Here is a 19,104-nt window from a genome sequence, read left to right on the forward strand (position 1 = left end):
CGCTTGGCCTCGATCCCCTCGCGCAGACGATCGGCGAACAGGCTCTGGCGCAGGAACAGGTGCTTGGAGTCGCGCACCTCGATCTCGGTCGAGCCCGACAGCGCCGAGCGCGGACGGATCAGGTCGGCCGGGTCCAGGACGCGCGTGCAGTTCTCGCACTGGTCGCCGCGCGCCGCCTCGTAGCCGCAGTGCGGGCAGGTGCCGATCACATAGCGGTCGGGCAGGAAGCGCTTGTCGGCCAGCGAATAGACCTGCTGGGTCACCCGCTCCTCGATGAAGCCCGCCTCCCACAGTTGCTGGGCGAAGCTCTGGGTCAGCCTGCGGTTCTGCGGCGACGACGAACGGCCGAAATGGTCGAACGACAGCCCGAAGCCGAGGCACATCGCGTACAGCTTCCGATGCGCCAGCGCGCAGAAGTCGGCCACCGGCATGCCCGCCTCGACCGCAGCCAGTTCGGCCGGCGTGCCGTGCTCGTCGGTGGCGCAGATGTAGAGGGTCTCGCGCCCGCGGGCCCGCTGGAACCGCGCATAGACGTCCGCCGGCAGCATCGAGCCCGCCAGGTTCCCCAGGTGCTTGGCGCCGGCGGCATACGGCAGGGCCGAGGTGATGAGGATGCGGGACATGGCCGGAAAGACGTCTTCGATGAGGGAGCGGGGCTTATAGGCGCTGGAGATCGTTCGCCAAAGCGGTCGGCGCAAGAAATGCTCGCCAACTCCACCTATCGGCGCAAACTCCCCTGAGGGGCGAGCACAGCGGCCATCCGAGTCGCCAGGAGAACTCCGCCCGGGAAGGGAGTGTTACGTTGCGCAAGCTCATCCTTGCGGCCGGCGTCCTCGCCGGTCTCTCTGTGGCCGCCTGCAGCGAAAAGCCTGCGGCCGACGCGGCGGCCCCGGCCGCCGAGGCCCCGAAGAAGTCGCTCGCCCGCCAGGCCCCGATGTACGCCGGCCAGGAGCAGGTGCTGTCGATCCAGTCGGGATCCGTGAAGACCGCGTCCGGCGGCGGCCTGGACCTGGAAGCCAAGGCCTCGACGGACGGCGGCGGCTGGACCCAGGTGGGGTTCCTGCCGCGCGTCTACGCCGCCACGCCGCCCGACGGCATCTACGAGGTCGACGTCGTCGCCCAGAAGCCCGCCACGGCCGGCGCCGCCGGCCCGACGCCCGTCGACGTGAAGAGCGCCTGGGACCGCTACAAGGACGGCCGGGTCAAGGGGGTGAAGTTCATCTCCAAGACCAACGAGGTCGTCGCCATGGTGGGCGGTTAGGACGCCCCTTCCCCTCGGGTTCCGCCTCGGGGGAAGAAGGCTACATCGGCGGCTTGGCGCCGTTCTCTCCGATCGACACCGAACCGGCCATCAACTGGCCGTTCGCGCCCTTCTGCACGACCATGAAGACCGGCGTGCCCACCTTCACCTGGCTGCGCTGGCCGGGGGCGATCTGCACGATGGGCACGTTGGCCGGTACGTTGATCGTGCGCTTGCCGTAGGAGTAGCTGACCTGCAACTGACGCGTGCCCTTCTTGCCGGCGACGACCTGGCCCACGGTGCCGTTGGTCATCATCGAGCCCTTCTTCAGGTCCCAGCCATAGTGCCCCTCGCCCATCTTCACGCCCGGCGGGAAGACGTGGACCTCCAGGGATTTGCCGGTGCCGTCCTTCTGCGGCATCTCGGCCGTGCCGATGAAGCTGCCCGGCTGGATCGCATCGGGCGTCACGGGCTTCATAACCGCCACCGACCACTGCGGAGCCAGTCCGACCCTGGTCGCGGGCCCCTTGTCTCCCTTGACCGTGAGCGAGGTCGCGTCCATCGCGGTCACCTTGCCCCGGACCACGCTGGGCGCCGCCGGCGCCTGGGCGTGGGCCGCGCCCGCCATGCTCACGGCCACGACCGCCGCCATCGTTCTCAGCATCGCCGTTCCTCCCCTGCCTCGCTTCAGAGCGGCCCCCTGAATACGAACCATGCCCCCAGGGCAATGAAGCCGAATCCGACCGCGTGATTGATGGTGAGCTTCTCGCCCAGATAGAGCACGGAGAACACGGCGAAGACCACCAGGGTGATGACCTCCTGCATCGTCTTCAACTCGGCGGGACTGTAGACGGCGCGGCCGATCCGGTTCGCCGGCACCGCCAGCCAGTATTCGAAGAAGGCGATCCCCCAGCTCACCATCACGATGATCCAGAGCGGCCGGTGCTCGACCTTCAGGTGGCCGTACCACGCGAAGGTCATGAACACGTTCGAGGCGATCAGCATCAGGATGGGAGCGATCGCGGTCCAGTTGGGGCTCATGGTCCATTTCGCGCTTAACGGGGCAAGGAAGCGACCTATAACCTGAGCCGCGGACCACGGGGGCAAGGCCATGCGCAGATGGATGACGGCGGCGATCTGGGCCGCAGCGGCGCTGGCGCTCTCGGCCTGCTCCAGAGCGGCTGACGACAAGGCCGCGGGCCACGCCTCGACCGAGCTGCGCATCTACAACTGGTCCGACTACATCGACCCGGCGCTGCTGACCCAGTTCACCAAGGAGACCGGCATCAAGGTCACCTACGACACCTTCGATTCCAACGAGGTGCTCGAGACCAAGGTGCTGCAGGGCGACACCGGCTACGACATCGTGGTCCCGTCGAACCACAACGTCCCGCGCTACATCATCGCGGGCGCCATCGAGCCGCTCGACAAGGCGCAACTGCCGGGCCTCGACAAGCTCTCGCCCGACGTCGTCAGGCACATGGAGCCCTTCGACCCGGGCCAGAAGTACAGCGTGCCCTACATGCAGGGCACCATCGGCATCGGCTACAACGTCGATGCGGTGGCCAAGCGCCTGCCGGGCGTCAAGATCGACAGTTGGGCGGTCGTCTTCGATCCCGCCAACCTCGCCAGGCTGAAGGACTGCGGCGTCTACTTCCTCGACGCGTCGGAGGACATGTACGCCGTCGCGCTCAACTACCTGGGCAAGGACCCGAACTCGAAGGTCCCGGCCGACTACGAAGGGGCCACTGCGCTGCTCCTCGAGGCGCGGCCCTACGTGAAGAAGTTCCACTCGTCGGAGTACATCGACGCGCTCGCCAACGGCGACATCTGCGTGGCCGTCGGCTACTCGGGCGACGTGCTCCAGGCCAGGACGCGCGCCGAGGAGGCCAGGAACGGCGTCAAGCTCGCCTACGTCGTGCCGAAGGAAGGCAGCCAGGTCTGGTTCGACGTCTTCACCATTCCGAAGGGCGCCCCGCACGCCGACGCCGCGCACAGGTTCATCGCCTTCATGCTGCGGCCCGAGATCATAGCCAGGGCGTCGAACTTCACGCAGTACGCCAACGGCAACGCCGCGGCGACGCCGCTGGTGGACGCCGCGGTCCGCGACGATCCGAACGTCTACCCCAGCGCCGAGCTGTCGAAGCGGCTGTTCGTGACCACCACCAAGGACCAGGACCTGCTGCGCGACGTGAACCGCCAGTGGACCAGGGTGCTGACGGGCCGTTGAGCGGCCGGCCCAACATCGGCGGGATCCGCGAGACCTTCGCGCCGTGGGCCGACCCGGCGGCGGCGCCGCTCGTGCGCTTCGACGGCGTGTCCAAGGCGTTCGGCGACACGCGAGCGGTGAACGACGTCAGCCTGTCGATCTACGAGCGCGAGTTCTTCGCCCTGCTGGGCCCGTCCGGCTGCGGCAAGACCACGCTGATGCGCCTGCTGGCCGGGTTCGAGCAGCCGGACGCCGGGCGGGTGATGCTGGGCGGCCGCGACATCGCCGCCGACCCGCCCCACCAGCGGCCGGTCCACATGATGTTCCAGAGCTACGCGCTCTTCCCGCACCTGAGCGTCGCCCAGAACATCGCCTTCGGCCTCAAGCGCCAGGGCGTCGCGAAGGCCGAGACCGCCGCCCGCGTCGAGGAGATGCTGGCGCTGGTGCGGCTCGAGGGCCTGGGCAGGCGCCGTCCCGACCAGCTCTCCGGCGGCCAGCGGCAGCGGGTGGCCCTGGCCCGCGCGCTCGCACCGCGACCGAAGATCCTGCTCCTCGACGAGCCCATGGCCGCGCTGGACAAGAAGCTGCGCGAGGAGACCCGGTTCGAGCTGATGAACCTCCAGCAGGCGCTGGGCCTCACCTTCATGATCGTCACCCACGATCAGGACGAGGCCATGGTCGTCGCCGACCGGATCGCGGTGATGCGCGAAGGCCGGATCGTGCAGGTCGGCCGCCCCGCCGAGGTCTACGAGGCGCCCGCCGACCGCTACGTCGCGGGCTTCATCGGCGACGTGAACCTGTTCGAGGGCCGGGTCGCGACGTCCGAGGGCGGCCGCGTGCGCCTGCTGAGCGAAGACGGACCCATCGAGGCGGAAGGAGCCGGCCCGGTCGGCGAGACCGCCTGGGTCGCCGTGCGCCCCGAGAAGGTCGCCGTCCATTCCGAGCCGCAGCTCGGCGACAACGTGCTCGCCGGGACCATCCTCGACTACGGCTACCTCGGCGACTGGACGACCTACCTCGTCGAGATCGCGCCCGGCCGCACGATCCGCGCCGCCCGCGCCAACGCCACCCGCACGGTCGCCCGGCCGCTGGGCTGCGGCGACGCCGTCTGGCTCAGCTTCGAGCCCGCAAGCGCGGTGGTGCTGACGCGATGAGGCGTCCGCGGACAGGCCTCGCCGCGATCCTGCCGGGTCTCTGGCTCGCGATCTTCTTCGCCTTCCCGTTCCTGCTGGTCGCCAGGCTCTCGGCGTCCGACAGCGCGCTCTCGATCCCGCCCTACGCGCCCCGCATCGACTGGAGCCAGGGCGTCGCGGGTGTCCGCGCCTTCCTCGCCGCGCTCGACGGCGAGACCTATGTGCGGCTCACGCAGGACAGCCTCTACCTCGACGCCTACCTGTCCAGCCTGCGGCTCGCGGGGCTGGCCGCGGGCGTGCTCCTGCTGATCGGCTATCCCATCGCCTACGGCATCGCCCGTTGTCCGCCGCGGCTGCGCCAGGCGCTCGTCATGGCGGTGATCCTGCCCTTCTGGACCAGCTTCCTGATCCGCATCTACGCCTGGGTCGCCATCCTGAAGCCCGCGGGCGTCCTGAACGCGGCGCTCGGCGCCGTCGGCCTGCCCACCGTCGACATCCTGAACACCGAGGCCGCCGTCCTGCTGGGCCTCGTCTACGCCTACCTGCCGTTCATGGTGCTGCCGCTCTACGCCGTTCTCGACCGCCAGGACGAGAGTCTTATCGAGGCGGCCCAGGATCTCGGCTGCACGCCGCTCCAGGCCTTCTGGCGCGTCACCTTCCCGCTCTCCCTGCGGGGCGCGGCGGCCGGCGCCCTGCTCTGCTTCATTCCCATGGCCGGCGAGTTCGTGATTCCCGACCTCATGGGCGGCTCCGAGACCCTGATGCTGGGCCGCGTCATCTGGACCGAGTTCTTCGCCAACCGCGACTGGCCCGCCGCCTCCGCGGTCGCCATCGTGCTCCTGGCCACCCTCGTCGTCCCGATCCTGCTGTTCGAGCGCGAGCAGGCGAAGGTGGCGCGATGAGACGCGGTCCGAGCGCCTTCAACATCGCCTCCGTCGCCCTGGGTCTGGCCTTTCTCTACGCGCCCATCGTCATCCTCGTGCTGTACTCCTTCAACGCGAGCCGGCTGGTCACGGTCTGGGCGGGCTTCTCGACGCGGTGGTACGTCGCCCTATTCCAGGACCGGCAGATGCTGGACGCGGTCTGGGTCACCCTGCGGGTCGGCGTCATCTCGGCCACGATCGCGACGGTTCTCGGCGTCCTGGCGGCGATCGCCCTCACCCGCAGCCGCTCGCGCGGTCGCATGGTGCTCGCGGGGGGCGTCTACGCCACGCTGGTCATGCCCGAGGTGATCCTGGGCCTCTCGCTGCTGCTGCTGTTTGTCGCCGCCGGCCTGCCGCGCGGCTTCTGGACGGTGACGCTCAGCCACGCGACGCTCACGCTGGCCTACGCCACGGTCGTCGTGCAGGCCCGCCTGCAGAGCTTCGACCGCAGCCTCGAGGAAGCGGCGCAGGACCTCGGCTGTCCCCCCTGGAAGGCGTTCGCGCTCGTGACCCTGCCGGGGATCGCGCCGGCCGTCGCGGCCGCCTGGATGCTGGCCTTCACGTTGAGCCTCGACGACCTCGTCGTCGCCAGCTTCACGTCGGGTCCCGGCGCCACGACCCTGCCGATGCGGCTCTACAGCCAGGTGCGCCTGGGCGTGAACCCCGAGATCAACGCGGTCTCGACCCTGCTCATCGGCCTCGTGGCCACGGGCGTGATCGCGGTCTACCTGATCCAGCAGCGGCGGCGCCCGTCACCCTGACGGAATCGCCGCAGGCGGTCCGGACCCGGCGCTGCGTGACCCTGACCGGCCGTCAGCCGGACCGCCTGCGGCCAACGTCGCCCCCGACGTCGGCGAGCCCGGCGCACCCCCGTGCCGGGCCTCGAAGGCTGTGCGTCCCGTCTCGGCACGCGCCCCCGACTTGCCGGCGCTCCCTTGCTAGAGCGGCGCCACGCGGTCGAACCAGGGCCGCGCGCGCTCGAGCTGGCCCGCCAGCCGGAACAGCAGCCCCTCGTCGCCGACCTTCGCGGCGAACTGGATGCCGATGGGCAATCCGTCGGGGCTCCAGGCCAGCGGCACGGTCATCGCCGGCTGGCCGGAATTGTTGAACGCCTGCGTGTTCGGCATGTAGCTGAACAGGCGCGCGTTGATCTCCTTCGGGTCCTCGAACAGCCAGCCGATCGGGATCGCCGGCCGGCCCAGGGTCGCCAGCAGGAAGACGTCGTAGGTCTCGAACAGCGAGGCGCAGTCGCGGCCCCAGGCGTGGATCGTCTGCACGGCCTTCACGTAGTCGGGGCCCGAGGTCCGCTTGCCCAGTTCGTGGATGCTGCGCGTGATGGGCTCGAGTTCGCCGTCCTCCAGGGGCCGGCCCCGGCGCTCGCATTCGCCGTCCACGACGCTGGTGATCGAAGCCCAGAGCACGGTGCGCGCCGCGGCCTGCATCGCCGCGTGGTCGCCCGGCAGGGTCGCCGCCTCGACGCGGTGGCCCAGTTCCTCGCAGAGCCTGGCGGCGTCGCGCACGGCCGCGGCCACTTCGGGCTGCACCGCCATGCCTTCGGTCAGCGCGCCGTCGAAGAAGCCGATCCTCAGCTTGCCGGGGTCGCGCCCGACCTCCTGGGCGTAGGGCCGCTCCGGCGGCGCCAGGAAGTACGGATCGCCGGGCTGCGGCGCGCAGGTGGCGTCCAGCAGGACCGCCGAGTCGCGCACCGAGCGCGTCACCGCATGCTGGATCGACGCGCCGGCCCAGCCCTCGCCGCCCGGCGCGAACGACACGCGCCCCCGCGAAGGCTTCATGCCGAAGAGCCCGCAGGCCGCCGCCGGGATGCGGATCGAGCCCCCGCCGTCGCTGGCGTGCGCCGCCGGCACGATCCCCGCCGCCACCGCCGCCGCGGCGCCGCCCGACGATCCGCCCGGGCTGCGGTTCAGGTCCCATGGGTTGCGGCAGGCCCCGAGCAGATGCGGCTCCGTCACCGGCCAGATGCCGAACTCCGGCGTGTTGGTCTTGCCGAAGATGTTCAGCCCCGCGGCCTTGTAGAGCCGCGTCATGGCGCTGTCGGCCGCCGGCGTGAACTCCGCGGTCAGCCGCGAGCCGCCCGTCGTCGGCACGCCCGCGTAGGATGCGCCCAGGTCCTTCAGCAGGTAGGGCACGCCCGCCAGCGGCCCGTCCGCCAGCGCCGCGCCCCGCGCCAGGTCGCTCATGTCCCGGGTGATCGCGTTGATCCTGGGATTGACCTCCGCGGCGCGCGCCAGCGCGGTCTCCAGCAACTCGTCGGCCGTCACCTCGCCCCTGGCGACCAGTGCGGCCAGCCCCACGGCGTCATGCTTGCGATACTCGTCGAAACGCATGGCTTTCCCCCGTTTTCGGGAGCATACGCGCCATGGCCGAAGGCGCCAGCGTGGTGCCGGATGCAGGACTCGAACCCGCGACCTTCGGTTTACAAAACCGCTGCTCTACCAACTGAGCTAATCCGGCGCATGCGCGTGGGCCGGCCGCTTATGCGGTCTCGGGCGGGCGGCGCCAAGAGGGGCGCTCACGTCCGGCGCAGCGCCTTCCTCACCTGCTCCAGGCGGCGGCGGCGCGGGTCGTCCGGTGCGAAGCTTCGGATTTCCGCGGCGCACTCGTCCTCGGCCGCGACGCCGTAGCGCTCGCGCAGCCTGCGGGCGCGCAGTTCGGCGAGTTCGACGTCGTTCAGGGCGCGCAGCCAGTCGTCCGACATGGGATCGACCCCACATTCCGCCCCCGCCGCGATCCCAACCGATGGATGGTCTCGCCGGTTCCTTTTGGCTATGCGAGGCCGCGCATGCGCATCTTCATCGACGCCGACGCCTGTCCCGTGAAGGACGAGACCTACAAGGTCGCCGCCCGCTACGGGCTGAAGACCTTCGTGGTCTGCAACAGCTTCATCCGCGTCCCGACGACGCCGGCCATCGAGCTGCGGGTCGTCGAGGCCGGCCCGGACGTGGCCGACGACTGGATCGCGGGCGAGGCGGCGCCCGGCGACATCGTGGTCACCAACGACATCCCGCTGGCCGACCGCGTGCTGAAGGCCGGCGCGGCGGCCATCGCGCCGAACGGGCGCGCCTTCACGGCCGACTCCATCGGCTCGGCGCTCGCCCAGCGGTCCATCATGGAGCACATCCGCTCGACCGGCGAGGTGACGGGTGGCCCCCCGCCCTTCGCGGCCGCCGACCGCTCGCGCTTCCTGCAGGCGCTGGACGAGGCCGTGAACCGCGAACGGCGGAAGAAGCGCTAGCCCGGCCTTGCATCCGCAGGGCGCGACGCTAGCTTGCGCGCGAAATTCAGCCGGAGATGAAACTGATGCGCCTGGGACCGATTCTCGCCGCCGCCGCTTTCGCCACGCTGGCGGCCGCCTGCAGCCCCTCCCAGCCCGAGCAGAAGTCCGGCGACGCGACCTCCGGCCCCACCACCGCCTCCGCCCCCGCCGCGCCCGAGATGAGCGCCGAGGACAAGCAGAAGCTGCTCGCCTCGTTCCCGGCGCCCTACAACGCCGCCGACCTCGCCAACGGCCAGGCCAAGTTCGGCCTCTGCCAGTCGTGCCACACGATCACGCCCGGCGGCGCGAACATGACGGGTCCCAACCTGCACGGCGTGTTCGGGAAGAGGTCGGCCAGCAACCCCGACTTCAAGTACTCCGACGCCTTGAAGGCGGCCGGCTTCGAGTGGGACGCCTCCCACCTCGACCAGTGGCTGGCCCAGCCCCAGACCTTCCTGCCGGGGACGAAGATGACGTTCGCGGGCCTCAAGGACGCCAAGGACCGCAACGACCTGATCGCCTATCTGATGGTCGAAACGGGCCACACGCCCAAGTAGGCGCCGCCCTTGGGTGACACTCGCCCAAAAAGCGCAAGATTTTGTCGAGTTTCAACCTTGACGCGCAATGCGCGGGGGGTCATGGTGCCGGCGTCGATAGAGAGCATCTGTCTGGATCGACACCCCAATCCGAAGGGTGGCGCCCCCCGCCACCGGCCGGGCCCAGGGACCTGACACCCCCCCTTTTTCCAGGCTCCCTGGCGCCGGTCGCTGCCTCGCCGGCAAGGGGGAGGTGATATCAGCGCCCCGCCCTACTCCGCCGCGTTCGCGACCCGGGCCTTCTCGGCTTCCTCGAACGCCTCGATGCGGCGCGCGGTGGCCATGGGCGACTTCGTGAAGCGCGCCAGCATGTTGTAGAAGACCGGAACGATGAAGAGCGTGACCAGGGTGGCGAAGATCGCCCCCGAGAAGATGGTCACCCCGATGGTCTTGCGCGCCTCGCCGCCCGCGCCGCCCCAGACGATCAGCGGGATCGCGCCCGCCGCCGCCGAGATCGACGTCATGATGATCGGCCGCAGGCGCAGGCTCGCGCTCTCGATGACTGCCTCGCGCACGCTGAGCCCCTCGTCGCGGAGCTGGTTCGCGAACTCCACGATCAGGATGCCGTTCTTGGCCGCGATCCCGATCAGGATGATGAGCCCGATCTGGCTGTAGGTGTTGATCGAGGAATCCGCGATCAGCAGGCCGAACAGCCCGCCCACCGCCGCCACCGGCACCGTCAGCATGATCACCGCCGGGTGGATCCAGCTCTCGAACTGCGCCGCCAGCACCAGGAAGACGAGCAACAGCGCCATGCCGAACGCCAGCCCGATCGACCCCGACGCCTCGAGGTAGTCGCGCGCGCCGCCGCCCCACTTCACCGTCACCGATCCCGGCTGCTTGGCCGCCTCGGCCCGGAAGAAGGCGATGGCCTCGCCCATCGAATAGCCCGGATTGAGCTGGGCGTTCAGGCTGATCGAACGCAGCCGGTCCACGCGCGAGCGGTCGGGCGTGTCGCCGCGGACCTGGGTGGTCACCACCGTCGAGAGCGGCACCGTGTCGCCGCCGGCCGTGCGCACGTAGAGCCGGCTCAGGTCCTGTTCGGTCTGTCGCCGGGCGCGGTCGGTCTGGAGGAGCACGTCGTACTCCTGGCCGTTCTTGATGTAGGTCGTGACCCGCCGCGAGCCGAACTGCGTCTCCAGCGCCCGGCCGACCGTCTGCGCCGAGATGCCGAGCGAAGCGGCCTTGTCGCGGTCGATGTTCACCACCACCCGCGGGCTGGTCGGCTCGTAGTCGAGGCGCGGCCGCGCCAGGCCCGGGTTCTCGTTGGCCGCCGCCAGGATCGGCTGGATCCAGCGCGCGATCTCCGGATAGTCGGTCCCGGTCGCGATCAGTTGCATGCTGGAGCCGCCGCCCCCGCCGCTGCCGGGCCCGCCCCTCTGCAGCCCGCCCTCGGGCGAGACGATGACCCGCACCGAGGTCACGCCGGCCAGTTCGCGGTTCAGCCGCGCGGACAGCTCCGGCGCCGTCATCTTGGTCTTGTCCGACAGGATGGCGTTGCCGCCGCCGCTGTTGAACGAGCTGTTGCCGAACCGCGGCATCGAGAAGACGTAGCGTTCCAGGACGCCCTCGTTCACGTACTTGATCAGCACCTTCTCGACCTGCCGGCTGGCCGCCAGCGTGTAGTCGAAGCCCGCCCCTTCCGGCCCCGAGAAGCTGACCGAGGCGCGGCGGCGGTCCTCCTCCGGCGTCAGCTCGCGCGGCAGGACCGAGAAGGTCACATAGGCGCCGATCGCCAGGAAGGCGACGAGGCCCAGCGCGCCGACCGAGACGATGCGGCGGCCCAGCATCGCCTCCAGCGAGGCATGATAGGAGTTCCGGAGCTTGTGCATCAGGCCGTCGACCGTGCGCGCGACCACGCCCTCGCCGTGCGCCGGGCGCAGCAGCTTGGACGCCAGCATCGGCGACAGCGACAGCGCCAGCAGCGCCGAGAAGCCGACGGCGGCGGCCACCGACACCGCCAGCTCCACGAACAGGCGGCCGATGAAGCCGGGCAGGAACATGAGCGGCGCGAACACCGAGATCAGCACGATGGTGGTGGCCACCACCGCGAAGAACACCTGCCGTGCGCCGCGCTGGGCGGCCACGATGGGCGGCTCGCCCTCGTCGATCCGTCGCTGGATGTTCTCGACGACCACGATGGCGTCGTCGACGACGAGGCCGATGGCGAGCACCAGGGCGAGCAGGGTGAGCAGGTTGATCGAGAAGCCCAGCGGAGCCAGCACGATGAACGTCGACAGGATGCAGATCGGCGCGACGACCGTCGGGATGATCGCCGCCCGCGCCGTGCCCAGGAACAGGAAGTTCACCAGCGCCACCATGCCCAGCGAGATGGCCATGGTGATCCAGACCTCCTGGATCGCGTGGCGGGTGAACTCGGTGTAGTCGACCGACACGCCGAGACGGGTGCCCTTCGGCAGGCCCGCGTTGATCTCCTTCAGCGCCGCGCGCACGCCGTCCGAGATCTCCAGGTCGTTGGCCTGGCTCTGGCGGGTGATCGCGATGCCCACCATGTCGCGCCCGTTCGAGCGGAACAGGCGGCGGCGTTCGTCGGGACCTTCCTCGACGCGGGCGATGTCGCCCAGGCGGGTGATGTAGTCCTGGCCGGCGACGGCGGTGGCGATCGCACGCGTTGCGCCCGCGGCGGCGCCGGCGCCGGCGGCGGTCCCGCCCAGGGCAGCCGAGGCCGTCGCGGTGCTGGGCGTCCGGGACGCCGTGATCGGCATCTGGGCGAACTCGGCGGGCGTCGCATAGCCGCGCCGCACGCGGATGGTGAAGTCCTTGGTCGGCGCTTCGAGCGAGCCGGCCGGCAGCTCGGCGTTCTGGCTGGTGAGCGCGCTCTCCACGTCCTCGACGGTGATCCCGCGCGACGCCATGGCGTCGGGGTCCAGCCAGATGCGCATGGAATAGTACTGGGCGCCGCCGACCCCCACCGTCGCCACGCCCGGAACCGTCGAGAGCCGCTCCACCAGGTAGCGCTGCGCGTAGTCCGACAGTTGCAGGCGGTTCATCGTCTGCGAAGTGAAGTTCAGGAACATGATCGGCGACGAGTCGGCGGTCGCCTTCTGGATCTGCGGCGGGTCGGCCTGGTCCGGAAGCTGCGCCGAGACCCGGCTCACCGCGTCGCGCACGTCGTTGGCCGCCGCGTCGAGATCGCGGTCCAGCTTGAACGAGATCGAGATGCGCGAGGACCCGTCGCGGGACGACGAGTTCACCCGGTCGATGCCCTCGATCCCGGCCACCTGGCGTTCGATCAGTTCGGTGATCCGCTCCTCGATCACCTCGGCCGACGCGCCGCGGTAGGTCGTCGAGATGCCCACCACCGGCGGGTCGACGCTGGGCAGTTCGCGCACGGTGAGCGAACTGAAGGCCGCGAAGCCCACGACGCACAGGATGATCGCGGCGACCGCCGCGAACACGGGCCTGCGGACGGAGATGTCGGAAAGCATCATGCGGCGGGCCGCGGACGCTCGGTCCGCGCTCCGGCCGGGGCCGCGTTCACCGGCGCCGCGGGCCGCGCGCCCGGCGCGGCGGGGCCCGGACGGACGCCGCCGCCGGCGACGCGCACGGGCTGGCCGGGCTGGACCTTGTTCAGGCCGTCGGCGACGACCCGCTCGCCCGGCTTCACGCCGTCCACGATCTCCACGAAGCCCTGCTGGCGCAGGCCCGTCACCACCGGCCGCTGCTCGACCATAGACCCGGCGGGCCGGTCGCCCTGCGCGGGCCGCGAGTGGATGACGTAGACGAAGGCGTTGTCCGCCTGCACCGAGATCGCCGACTCCGGCGCGCTCGGGCTGGTGCGCTGGCCGCGCGAGATGCCGATCCGCATCAGCATCCCGGGCTTCAGCCGCCCGCCGACGTTGGGGAACTCGGCCCGCGCCGTGATCGCGCGCGTGCGCTGGTCGATCCGCGTGTCGAGCTGGGCGATGCGGCCCTGGATGGTCTGGCCGGGGAAGGCGTCGGCCGTGGCGAGCAGCGGCTGCCCCTCACGAAGCTGCGCGAGGTAGCGCTCGGGCACCGGGAAATCGACGCGCATGACCGAGACGTCGTCCAGCGTGACGATGGGCGCGCCGGGGTTCACCAGCGCGCCGGGCGCTACGTCCGACAAGCCGACGACCCCGGCGAAGGGGGCGCGGATGATCCGGTCGTTCTGACGCGCCCTGGCGGCGTTCACGTCGGCCTGGGCCGAGCGCCACGCGGCCTCGTACTGGTCGATGGCGGCCTTGGAGGCGAAGCCCTTCTCGCCGAGCGTCTTGTAGCGGTCGTAGGCGCGCCGGGCCTGGACGAGGCGGGCCTCGGCCTGGGCTGTGCCGGCGTCCTGTTCGGTGTCCTTGAGCTCGACGAGCACGGCGCCGCGCGCGACCCGCTGGCCGTCGTTGAAGCGCACGCGGTCGACGAGCTGCGTCGCCGCGGCCGTCAGCGTCACGGACTGGCGGCCCTTGGCGACGCCCAGCACCTCGATGGTGTCCTCGAACACCCGCGGCTGGATGGCCACCGCCGAAACCTGCGTCGGTCCGCCGAACATGCCGCCCCGCCGCGCGCCGGCGCCGGCGCCGGCCCCGGCGCCCTTGCCCGCAGGCGCGGCGCCCATGCCCTGGGCCATCGCGGCCTGGCCGCCGCCCTCGCCGCCGGCCTTCTTGGCCAACACCTTGAACGCGCCGAAGACGATCATCACCGCCAGGATCACCAGGGCTGCGACGAGGAAGAAGTGGCGTCTCAACAAGCGGGGCTCCGAAGCCCGCTACCGGCGGGCGCATGACTGCAACCGAACGTATGACTGTAAATCGCACGCGTCCTCAAGCCCGCTGCATACACGCGGTCCAGTGACACGAGGATGGCTGTAGGTTGCGGGGCTGAAACTTTATCCCACGGGAACAGACAGGCGCCTGCCGTCTAGTGTGCTGGATCTGAAGTTCGCCCGCTTCTGGGCCGGAGCGCCGAGCGAACTTCAGATCCAAAAAGCACACTAGAAACAAATATTTCTCTAGTGTCCTTATCGATTCCGAAGTTCGACCGAGTCCGCCTCACGCGCTTGCGAACTTCGGAATCGGGACACTAGCGCGGGATCGCCGGCGGCTTCAGGCGTCGTAACCCGGCAGGGCGCGATCCAGCTTGCGCAGGCAGGCCGGCCACGCCAGCCCGCCACCGAAACCGCGGCCGGTCTGGGCCTTCACCTCGGTCTGCGAGGCCTCCGGGGCGATCAGCACCTTGTCGCGGCCGCCCGACAGCGCCTGGATCTGCATGGTGCAGGCCCGCTCGAGGTAGAACATGCCGAGCCAGCAGTCCGCCGCCGTCTCGCCGGTCGAAAGCGTGCCGTGGTTGCGGAGCAGCATGAGCGGCTTGTCGCCGATGTCCGCCACGAGCCGTTCGCGCTCGTCGTGGTTCAGGGCGATGCCTTCGTAGTCGTGGTAGGCCAGCCGGGGGATCACGATCAGCGCGTGCTGGCTGAGCGGCAGCAGGCCGTCCTTCTGCGCCGCCACGGCCACGCCCTGGTCGGTGTGCAGATGCATCACGTACTTGGCGTCCTCGCGCGCGGCGTGGACCGCCGAGTGGATCGTGAAGCCCGCCGGATTGATGAAGTACGGCGTCTCCTGGAGGATGTTGCCGTCCAGGTCGATCTTCACCAGCGACGAGGCGGTGATCTCCTCGAACAGCAGCCCGTAGGGGTTGATCAGGAAGTGGTGTTCGGGCCCCGGGATCCGCGCCGAGATGTGCGTGTAGATCAGGTCGTCCCATCCGTACAGCGCCACCAGGCGGTACAGCGCCGCCAGGTCCACGCGCGCTTGCCACTCTTCCGCGCTCACCTTGCCCTTCAGCGAGGTGACGCCCGCGACCGAACCGTCCGCCATGGCGCTCTCCTTGTCGTCCTTCGCTCCAGCGTCCTCTCCCGCCGCGCGGGCGTCAAGCGCCGGCCAGGGCCGCCACCGCGTCGGCGGCGGCCTCGAAGTCCGCCGGGTCGGTCGGATCGAGGCCGACCGCGCCCCTCAGCGGCCGGTCGTGCTTCTTGCGCGAGCGATCGTAGGCAGGGTCGTAGTGCAGCGCCATGATCGCCTGGGCGAGCCCCGCGAAGTCGCCCGCGTCGGCGAGCCCGCGCCACGTCGCCAGCCGTTCGCCGCTGACCCGCACGGGCAGCCGCCCCAGCGCCGCGTCCAGCGCGACCCGGTCCTCGGCGATGTCGCTGTAGGCCCCGACGAGATAGCGCGCCCGCGCCGCCGGCTCGGCGATCAGCTCGATGCGCGACGCGTGGGCCAGTTGCGACCAGAGCGCCGGCGGGACCATCCGCTCGCCGATCTTGCTGCTCTCGGCCTCGGCCACCACGGGCCGCGCGGGATCGAACCCGTCGAGCGCGGCCAGCAGCCGGCTCTCGAACAGCTTCTGGCTGGGCTGCGGCCGGCCGGCGAGCGCGCCGAACAGCGAGCCTCGGTGCGCCGCCAGTCCCTCGAGATCGAGCGTCTGCAACCCGCGCGCGGCGAGCTTGCCCAGCATCTCGGTCTTCCCCGATCCGGTGTGGCCGTCCAGCAGGACGAACCTCAGGGAGAGCGCGCCGTCGTAGAGCCTGGCCGTCACATGCCGCCGATAGGTCCGATAGCCGCCGGACAGCACGGTCGTCGGCCAGCCCACCTGCGACAGGATCGTGGCCATGGCGTTCGAGCGCATGCCGCCCCGCCAGCAGTAGATCAGCGGCCGGAAGCCGCCCGGCTTGTCCCTGAGCACGGTCTCCAGGTGCCGGGCAATGTTGCGCGCCACGTGGGCCGCGCCGATCCGGCGCGCCCTGAAGCGGCTCTCTTGCACGTAGATCGCGCCCACTTCCGCGCGCTCGGCGTCGGACAGCACCGGAAGATTAACCGCTCCGGGCGCATGGTCCTCGGCGAACTCGCCCGGACTGCGCACGTCGATCAGCATGTCGAAGCGCGCCAGGGCTTCGGCCGAGACATCCTCTGTGAGCAGCAGGCTCATAGTGGTGCTATAGCCCGCTTCGCTCTGGGGGAGAGCCGGAATGCCTGAGAAAGTACGCCTGACGTCCTTGGCCCACGGCGGCGGCTGCGGCTGCAAGATCGCGCCGGCGGTGTTGCGGGACATCATGAGCCGCATGCCTCAGGCCGCCGCCTTCCCGAATCTGCTGGTCGGGACCGAGACCTCGGACGACGCGGCCGTCTGGCGGCTGAACGACGAGCAGGCGCTGGTCGCCACCACCGACTTCTTCATGCCCGTCGTCGACGACCCGTTCGACTTCGGCCGCATCGCCGCCACCAACGCGCTGTCGGACGTCTACGCGATGGGCGGCCAGCCGATCCTCGCCCTCGCCGTCGTCGGCATGCCGGTCGGCAAGCTGTCGCCGGACACCATCGGCAGGATCCTCGCCGGCGGCGCGTCGGTCTGCGCCGCGGCCGGCGTGCCGGTGGCGGGCGGCCACACCATCGACAGCGCCGAGCCCATCTACGGCCTCGTCGCCCTCGGCCTGGTGCATCCCGGAAAGGTGCTGACCAACAGGGGCGGCCGCGAGGGCGACACGCTCATCCTCACCAAGGCGCTGGGCGTCGGCGTGCTGTCCGCCGCCTTCAAGCAGGACCGGCTCGAGCAGGGCGGCTACGACACGCTGATCTCCACGACGACCCAACTCAACGTGCTGGGCCGCGAACTCTCCGGCATGGCCGGCGTCCACGCCGTCACCGACGTCACGGGCTTCGGCCTCATCGGCCACGCGCTGGAGATGGCCCAGGGCGCTCAGTTGCTGGCCGACATCGAGGTGGGCGCCGTGCCCTTCCTGCCCGGCGTGGAGCGGCTGGTGCGCTCGGGCGTGCGCACCGGCGCCTCGACCCGCAACTGGGAGAGCTACCAGGACCTCGTGCAGGAGCTCTCGCCCGTCCCGCACTGGAAACGCGACCTGCTCACCGACCCGCAGACCAGCGGCGGTCTGCTGATCGCCTGTGCGCCGGACGCCGCCGGGTCCGTGCTGGACGCCGCCCACGCCCGCGGCTTCGGCGCCGCCACCGCTATCGGCCGCCTGGCCGGCCGCTCCATGGGCATCCGGCCCCGGGTCCGCCTGCTCTAGTGTCCCGATTCCGAAGTTCGCAAGCGCGTGAGGCGGACTCGGTCGAACTTCGGAATCGATAAGGACACTAGAGAAATATTTGTTTCTAGTGTGCTTTCTGGATCTGAAGTTCGCTCGGCGCTCCGACCCGGAAGCAGGCGAACTTCAGATCCAGCACACTAGCTGGTCCGGACGCGGTTCACGGCGTCCAGCCAGCGGGCGTAGGCCCGTTCGCGCGGATCGGACGCCATCCTGGGCCGGTAGCCCTCGGTCCTGGGCCTTGCGCCGGCCGCCTCGGTCACGTCCCGGTAGACGCCCGCCCCCACGCCGGCGAACAGGGCCGCGCCCAGCGCGGTCGTCTCCTGGTACGTCGCCCGGCTCACGCCCACGCCGGTCAGGTCGGCCAGGCGCTGGCTGAACCACGCGCTCTTCGACATCCCGCCGTCGATACGCAGCTCCACGTCGCCCCGGAACGCCTGGGGCGCATCGGCCCGCATCGCCTCGATCAGGTCGCGGGTCTGCAGCGCGCAGGCGTCGAAGGCCGCCCGCGAGATCTCGGCCAGGCCGGCGTCGCGGGTCAGCCCGAACAGCCCGCCCCGCGCATTGGCGTCCCACCACGGCGCGCCGAGCCCCGTGAACGCCGGAACCAGCACCACGCCCAGATCCTCGTTCGCCCTGGCCGCCAGCGCCTCGGCCGCCTGCGGCCCGCCCTGTACGCCGAGCCCCTCGCCCAGCCACTGGATCGCGGCGCCGGCGATGAAGATCGCGCCCTCCAGCGCATAGGTGGTCCGCCCCCCCACCTGCGCCGCCACCGTCGTCAGCAGCCGCGCCTGGCTCACCGGCGCGGCCTCGCCGGTGTTCAGCAGCATGAAGCAACCGGTCCCGTAGGTGGCCTTCATCTCGCCGGGGTTGATGCAGCCCTGCCCCATCAGCGCCGCCTGCTGGTCGCCCGCCACGCCGCGGATCGGGATCGCGCGGCCCAGCAACCCCGCGTCCGTCTCGCCGAAGTCGCCGGCGCAGTCGCGCACGTCGGGAAGCATCCGCAGCGGAACCTCCAGCATCTCGGCCATCTCGGCCGACCAGGCATGGGCGCGGATGTCGTAGAGCAGCGTCCGCGAGGCGTTCGTCGCGTCGGTCGCGTGGACCTGGCCGCCGGTCAGCTTCCAGATCGACCAGGTGTCGATGGTGCCGGCCAGCAGTTCGCCGGCCTCCGCCGCCTTGCGCGCGCCCGGCGTGTGGTCCAGCAGCCAGGCCAGCTTGGTCCCGGAGAAGTAGGGGTCCAGCAGCAGGCCGGTGATCTCGGTCGCGCGCCTCTCGCGCCCGGCCTCGCGCAGCCTCGCGCAGACGGGCTCGGTCCGCCGGTCCTGCCAGACGATGGCCTTGTGGATGGGTCTGCCGGTGGCCTTCTCCCAGACCACGACCGTCTCGCGCTGATTGGTGATGCCGATGGCCGCCACGTCGCCCATCGCGCGGCCGGCCTTCTGCACGGCCTCCTTCAGCACGGCCAACGACGCCGCGAAGATCTCATCGGCGTCGTGTTCGACCCATCCGTCGTGCGGATAGTGCTGCTCCAGCGGCCGGCCGGCCTCGCCCAGCGCCGTGCCGTCGGCGCCGAACAGGATCGCCCGCGTCGAGGTCGTGCCCTGGTCCAGCGCCAGGATCAGCGGCTCGGCCATGGTGTGGTTACCTCCCGTTCG

Annotated in this window: 18 protein-coding genes and 1 tRNA gene; 8 read left to right on the plus strand and 11 right to left on the minus strand. The window is 70.7% G+C overall.

Features of this window, described 5'->3' with window-relative positions; translation table 11 throughout:
- A partial coding sequence (locus JNL41_RS17570; protein ID WP_293477198.1) for a class I tRNA ligase family protein occupies positions 1 to 623 on the minus strand: 623 nt, incomplete at its 3' end.
- Between the two features lie 179 nt (positions 624 to 802).
- On the opposite strand from JNL41_RS17570, the gene JNL41_RS17575 reads away from it, so the two are divergent.
- Positions 803 to 1,261: a hypothetical protein gene (locus JNL41_RS17575; RefSeq protein WP_293477200.1), complete on the plus strand. Its 459-nt coding sequence runs from the start codon at positions 803 to 805 to the stop codon at positions 1,259 to 1,261.
- 40 nt (positions 1,262 to 1,301) lie between these two features.
- On the opposite strand, the gene JNL41_RS17580 is transcribed toward JNL41_RS17575, so the two are convergent.
- Both JNL41_RS17580 and JNL41_RS17585 read right to left on the minus strand, forming a co-directional pair.
- Complete coding sequence (locus JNL41_RS17580; RefSeq protein WP_293477202.1) at positions 1,302 to 1,904, minus strand: hypothetical protein; 603 nt, start codon at positions 1,902 to 1,904, stop codon at positions 1,302 to 1,304.
- Positions 1,905 to 1,927: 23 nt separating this feature from the next.
- Positions 1,928 to 2,281: a DMT family protein gene (locus JNL41_RS17585; RefSeq protein ID WP_293477204.1), complete on the minus strand. Its 354-nt coding sequence runs from the start codon at positions 2,279 to 2,281 to the stop codon at positions 1,928 to 1,930.
- 70 nt (positions 2,282 to 2,351) lie between these two features.
- Here JNL41_RS17585 and JNL41_RS17590 point away from each other — a divergent pair, with 70 nt between their 5' ends.
- Genes JNL41_RS17590 through JNL41_RS17605 form a run of 4 tightly spaced genes read left to right on the plus strand, consistent with a single transcriptional unit; the run spans position 2,352 to position 6,266 of the window.
- Positions 2,352 to 3,470, plus strand: a complete 1,119-nt coding sequence (locus JNL41_RS17590) for a polyamine ABC transporter substrate-binding protein (RefSeq protein ID WP_293477206.1) — start codon at positions 2,352 to 2,354, stop codon at positions 3,468 to 3,470.
- Complete coding sequence (locus JNL41_RS17595) at positions 3,443 to 4,603, plus strand: ABC transporter ATP-binding protein (RefSeq protein WP_293477208.1); 1,161 nt, start codon at positions 3,443 to 3,445, stop codon at positions 4,601 to 4,603. Before JNL41_RS17590 ends, JNL41_RS17595 begins: the two co-directional genes overlap by 28 nt.
- A complete protein-coding gene (locus JNL41_RS17600; protein ID WP_293477210.1) occupies positions 4,600 to 5,484 on the plus strand; it encodes an ABC transporter permease subunit in 885 nt (294 codons plus the stop codon). The genes JNL41_RS17595 and JNL41_RS17600 overlap by 4 nt, the downstream gene beginning before the upstream one ends.
- Positions 5,481 to 6,266 carry an ABC transporter permease gene (locus tag JNL41_RS17605; RefSeq protein ID WP_293477212.1) on the plus strand — a complete coding sequence of 262 codons (786 nt, stop codon included), beginning with the start codon at positions 5,481 to 5,483 and terminating at the stop codon, positions 6,264 to 6,266. The genes JNL41_RS17600 and JNL41_RS17605 overlap by 4 nt, the downstream gene beginning before the upstream one ends.
- Before the next feature lie 177 nt (positions 6,267 to 6,443).
- Here the strand turns inward: JNL41_RS17605 and JNL41_RS17610 are convergent, their stop codons facing one another.
- The 3 genes from JNL41_RS17610 to JNL41_RS17620 form a co-directional block, all read right to left on the minus strand.
- Positions 6,444 to 7,850 carry an amidase gene (locus JNL41_RS17610; protein WP_293477214.1) on the minus strand — a complete coding sequence of 469 codons (1,407 nt, stop codon included), beginning with the start codon at positions 7,848 to 7,850 and terminating at the stop codon, positions 6,444 to 6,446.
- 51 nt (positions 7,851 to 7,901) lie between these two features.
- Positions 7,902 to 7,977 (minus strand) — tRNA-Thr (locus JNL41_RS17615).
- A 58-nt stretch (positions 7,978 to 8,035) separates the two neighbouring features.
- On the minus strand, positions 8,036 to 8,221 hold the full coding sequence (locus JNL41_RS17620) for a hypothetical protein (protein ID WP_293477216.1): 186 nt from the start codon (positions 8,219 to 8,221) through the stop codon (positions 8,036 to 8,038).
- A gap of 84 nt (positions 8,222 to 8,305) precedes the next feature.
- Between JNL41_RS17620 and JNL41_RS17625 the strand changes: the two genes are divergently transcribed.
- Both JNL41_RS17625 and JNL41_RS17630 read left to right on the plus strand, forming a co-directional pair.
- Positions 8,306 to 8,758, plus strand: coding sequence for a YaiI/YqxD family protein (locus tag JNL41_RS17625; RefSeq protein WP_293477218.1), 453 nt, complete (start codon positions 8,306 to 8,308; stop codon positions 8,756 to 8,758).
- Between the two features lie 65 nt (positions 8,759 to 8,823).
- Positions 8,824 to 9,336, plus strand: coding sequence for a cytochrome c family protein (locus JNL41_RS17630; RefSeq protein ID WP_293477220.1), 513 nt, complete (start codon positions 8,824 to 8,826; stop codon positions 9,334 to 9,336).
- A gap of 251 nt (positions 9,337 to 9,587) precedes the next feature.
- Here JNL41_RS17630 and JNL41_RS17635 read toward each other — a convergent pair whose 3' ends face one another.
- The 4 genes from JNL41_RS17635 to mnmH form a co-directional block, all read right to left on the minus strand.
- Entirely contained in the window at positions 9,588 to 12,824 is a 3,237-nt protein-coding gene (locus JNL41_RS17635; RefSeq protein WP_293477268.1) for an efflux RND transporter permease subunit, read from the minus strand.
- The gene (locus tag JNL41_RS17640; protein ID WP_293477222.1) at positions 12,824 to 14,095 is read right to left on the minus strand and encodes an efflux RND transporter periplasmic adaptor subunit; all 1,272 of its coding nucleotides are present in this window, start codon (positions 14,093 to 14,095) and stop codon (positions 12,824 to 12,826) included. Before JNL41_RS17640 ends, JNL41_RS17635 begins: the two co-directional genes overlap by 1 nt.
- 358 nt (positions 14,096 to 14,453) lie before the next feature.
- The gene (locus tag JNL41_RS17645; RefSeq protein ID WP_293477223.1) at positions 14,454 to 15,224 is read right to left on the minus strand and encodes a class II aldolase/adducin family protein; all 771 of its coding nucleotides are present in this window, start codon (positions 15,222 to 15,224) and stop codon (positions 14,454 to 14,456) included.
- A 52-nt stretch (positions 15,225 to 15,276) separates the two neighbouring features.
- Positions 15,277 to 16,332, minus strand: coding sequence for a tRNA 2-selenouridine(34) synthase MnmH (gene mnmH / locus JNL41_RS17650; RefSeq protein WP_293477224.1), 1,056 nt, complete (start codon positions 16,330 to 16,332; stop codon positions 15,277 to 15,279).
- A gap of 40 nt (positions 16,333 to 16,372) precedes the next feature.
- Between mnmH and selD the strand changes: the two genes are divergently transcribed.
- Entirely contained in the window at positions 16,373 to 17,428 is a 1,056-nt protein-coding gene (gene selD / locus JNL41_RS17655; RefSeq protein WP_293477225.1) for a selenide, water dikinase SelD, read from the plus strand.
- Between the two features lie 158 nt (positions 17,429 to 17,586).
- On the opposite strand, the gene glpK is transcribed toward selD, so the two are convergent.
- On the minus strand, positions 17,587 to 19,083 hold the full coding sequence (gene glpK / locus JNL41_RS17660; protein ID WP_293477226.1) for a glycerol kinase GlpK: 1,497 nt from the start codon (positions 19,081 to 19,083) through the stop codon (positions 17,587 to 17,589).
- Positions 19,084 to 19,104 lie beyond the last annotated feature (21 nt).

The sequence above is a fragment of the Phenylobacterium sp. genome (assembly GCF_016793285.1).
Lineage (GTDB): Bacteria > Pseudomonadota > Alphaproteobacteria > Caulobacterales > Caulobacteraceae > Phenylobacterium.

Excerpts from the sequence above, each read along its gene's own strand:
- mnmH (WP_293477224.1), bottom strand. The coding sequence starts at position 16,332 with ATGAGCCTGCTGCTCACAGAGGATGTCTCGGCCGAAGCCCTGGCGCGC.
- JNL41_RS17600 (WP_293477210.1), top strand. The coding sequence starts at position 4,600 with ATGAGGCGTCCGCGGACAGGCCTCGCCGCGATCCTGCCGGGTCTCTGG.
- JNL41_RS17630 (WP_293477220.1), top strand. The coding sequence starts at position 8,824 with ATGCGCCTGGGACCGATTCTCGCCGCCGCCGCTTTCGCCACGCTGGCG.
- JNL41_RS17645 (WP_293477223.1), bottom strand. The coding sequence starts at position 15,224 with ATGGCGGACGGTTCGGTCGCGGGCGTCACCTCGCTGAAGGGCAAGGTG.
- JNL41_RS17620 (WP_293477216.1), bottom strand. The coding sequence starts at position 8,221 with ATGTCGGACGACTGGCTGCGCGCCCTGAACGACGTCGAACTCGCCGAA.
- JNL41_RS17605 (WP_293477212.1), top strand. The coding sequence starts at position 5,481 with ATGAGACGCGGTCCGAGCGCCTTCAACATCGCCTCCGTCGCCCTGGGT.
- JNL41_RS17580 (WP_293477202.1), bottom strand. The coding sequence starts at position 1,904 with ATGCTGAGAACGATGGCGGCGGTCGTGGCCGTGAGCATGGCGGGCGCG.
- JNL41_RS17585 (WP_293477204.1), bottom strand. The coding sequence starts at position 2,281 with ATGAGCCCCAACTGGACCGCGATCGCTCCCATCCTGATGCTGATCGCC.
- JNL41_RS17610 (WP_293477214.1), bottom strand. The coding sequence starts at position 7,850 with ATGCGTTTCGACGAGTATCGCAAGCATGACGCCGTGGGGCTGGCCGCA.
- JNL41_RS17625 (WP_293477218.1), top strand. The coding sequence starts at position 8,306 with ATGCGCATCTTCATCGACGCCGACGCCTGTCCCGTGAAGGACGAGACC.
- JNL41_RS17635 (WP_293477268.1), bottom strand. The coding sequence starts at position 12,824 with ATGCTTTCCGACATCTCCGTCCGCAGGCCCGTGTTCGCGGCGGTCGCC.
- selD (WP_293477225.1), top strand. The coding sequence starts at position 16,373 with ATGCCTGAGAAAGTACGCCTGACGTCCTTGGCCCACGGCGGCGGCTGC.
- glpK (WP_293477226.1), bottom strand. The coding sequence starts at position 19,083 with ATGGCCGAGCCGCTGATCCTGGCGCTGGACCAGGGCACGACCTCGACG.
- JNL41_RS17590 (WP_293477206.1), top strand. The coding sequence starts at position 2,352 with ATGCGCAGATGGATGACGGCGGCGATCTGGGCCGCAGCGGCGCTGGCG.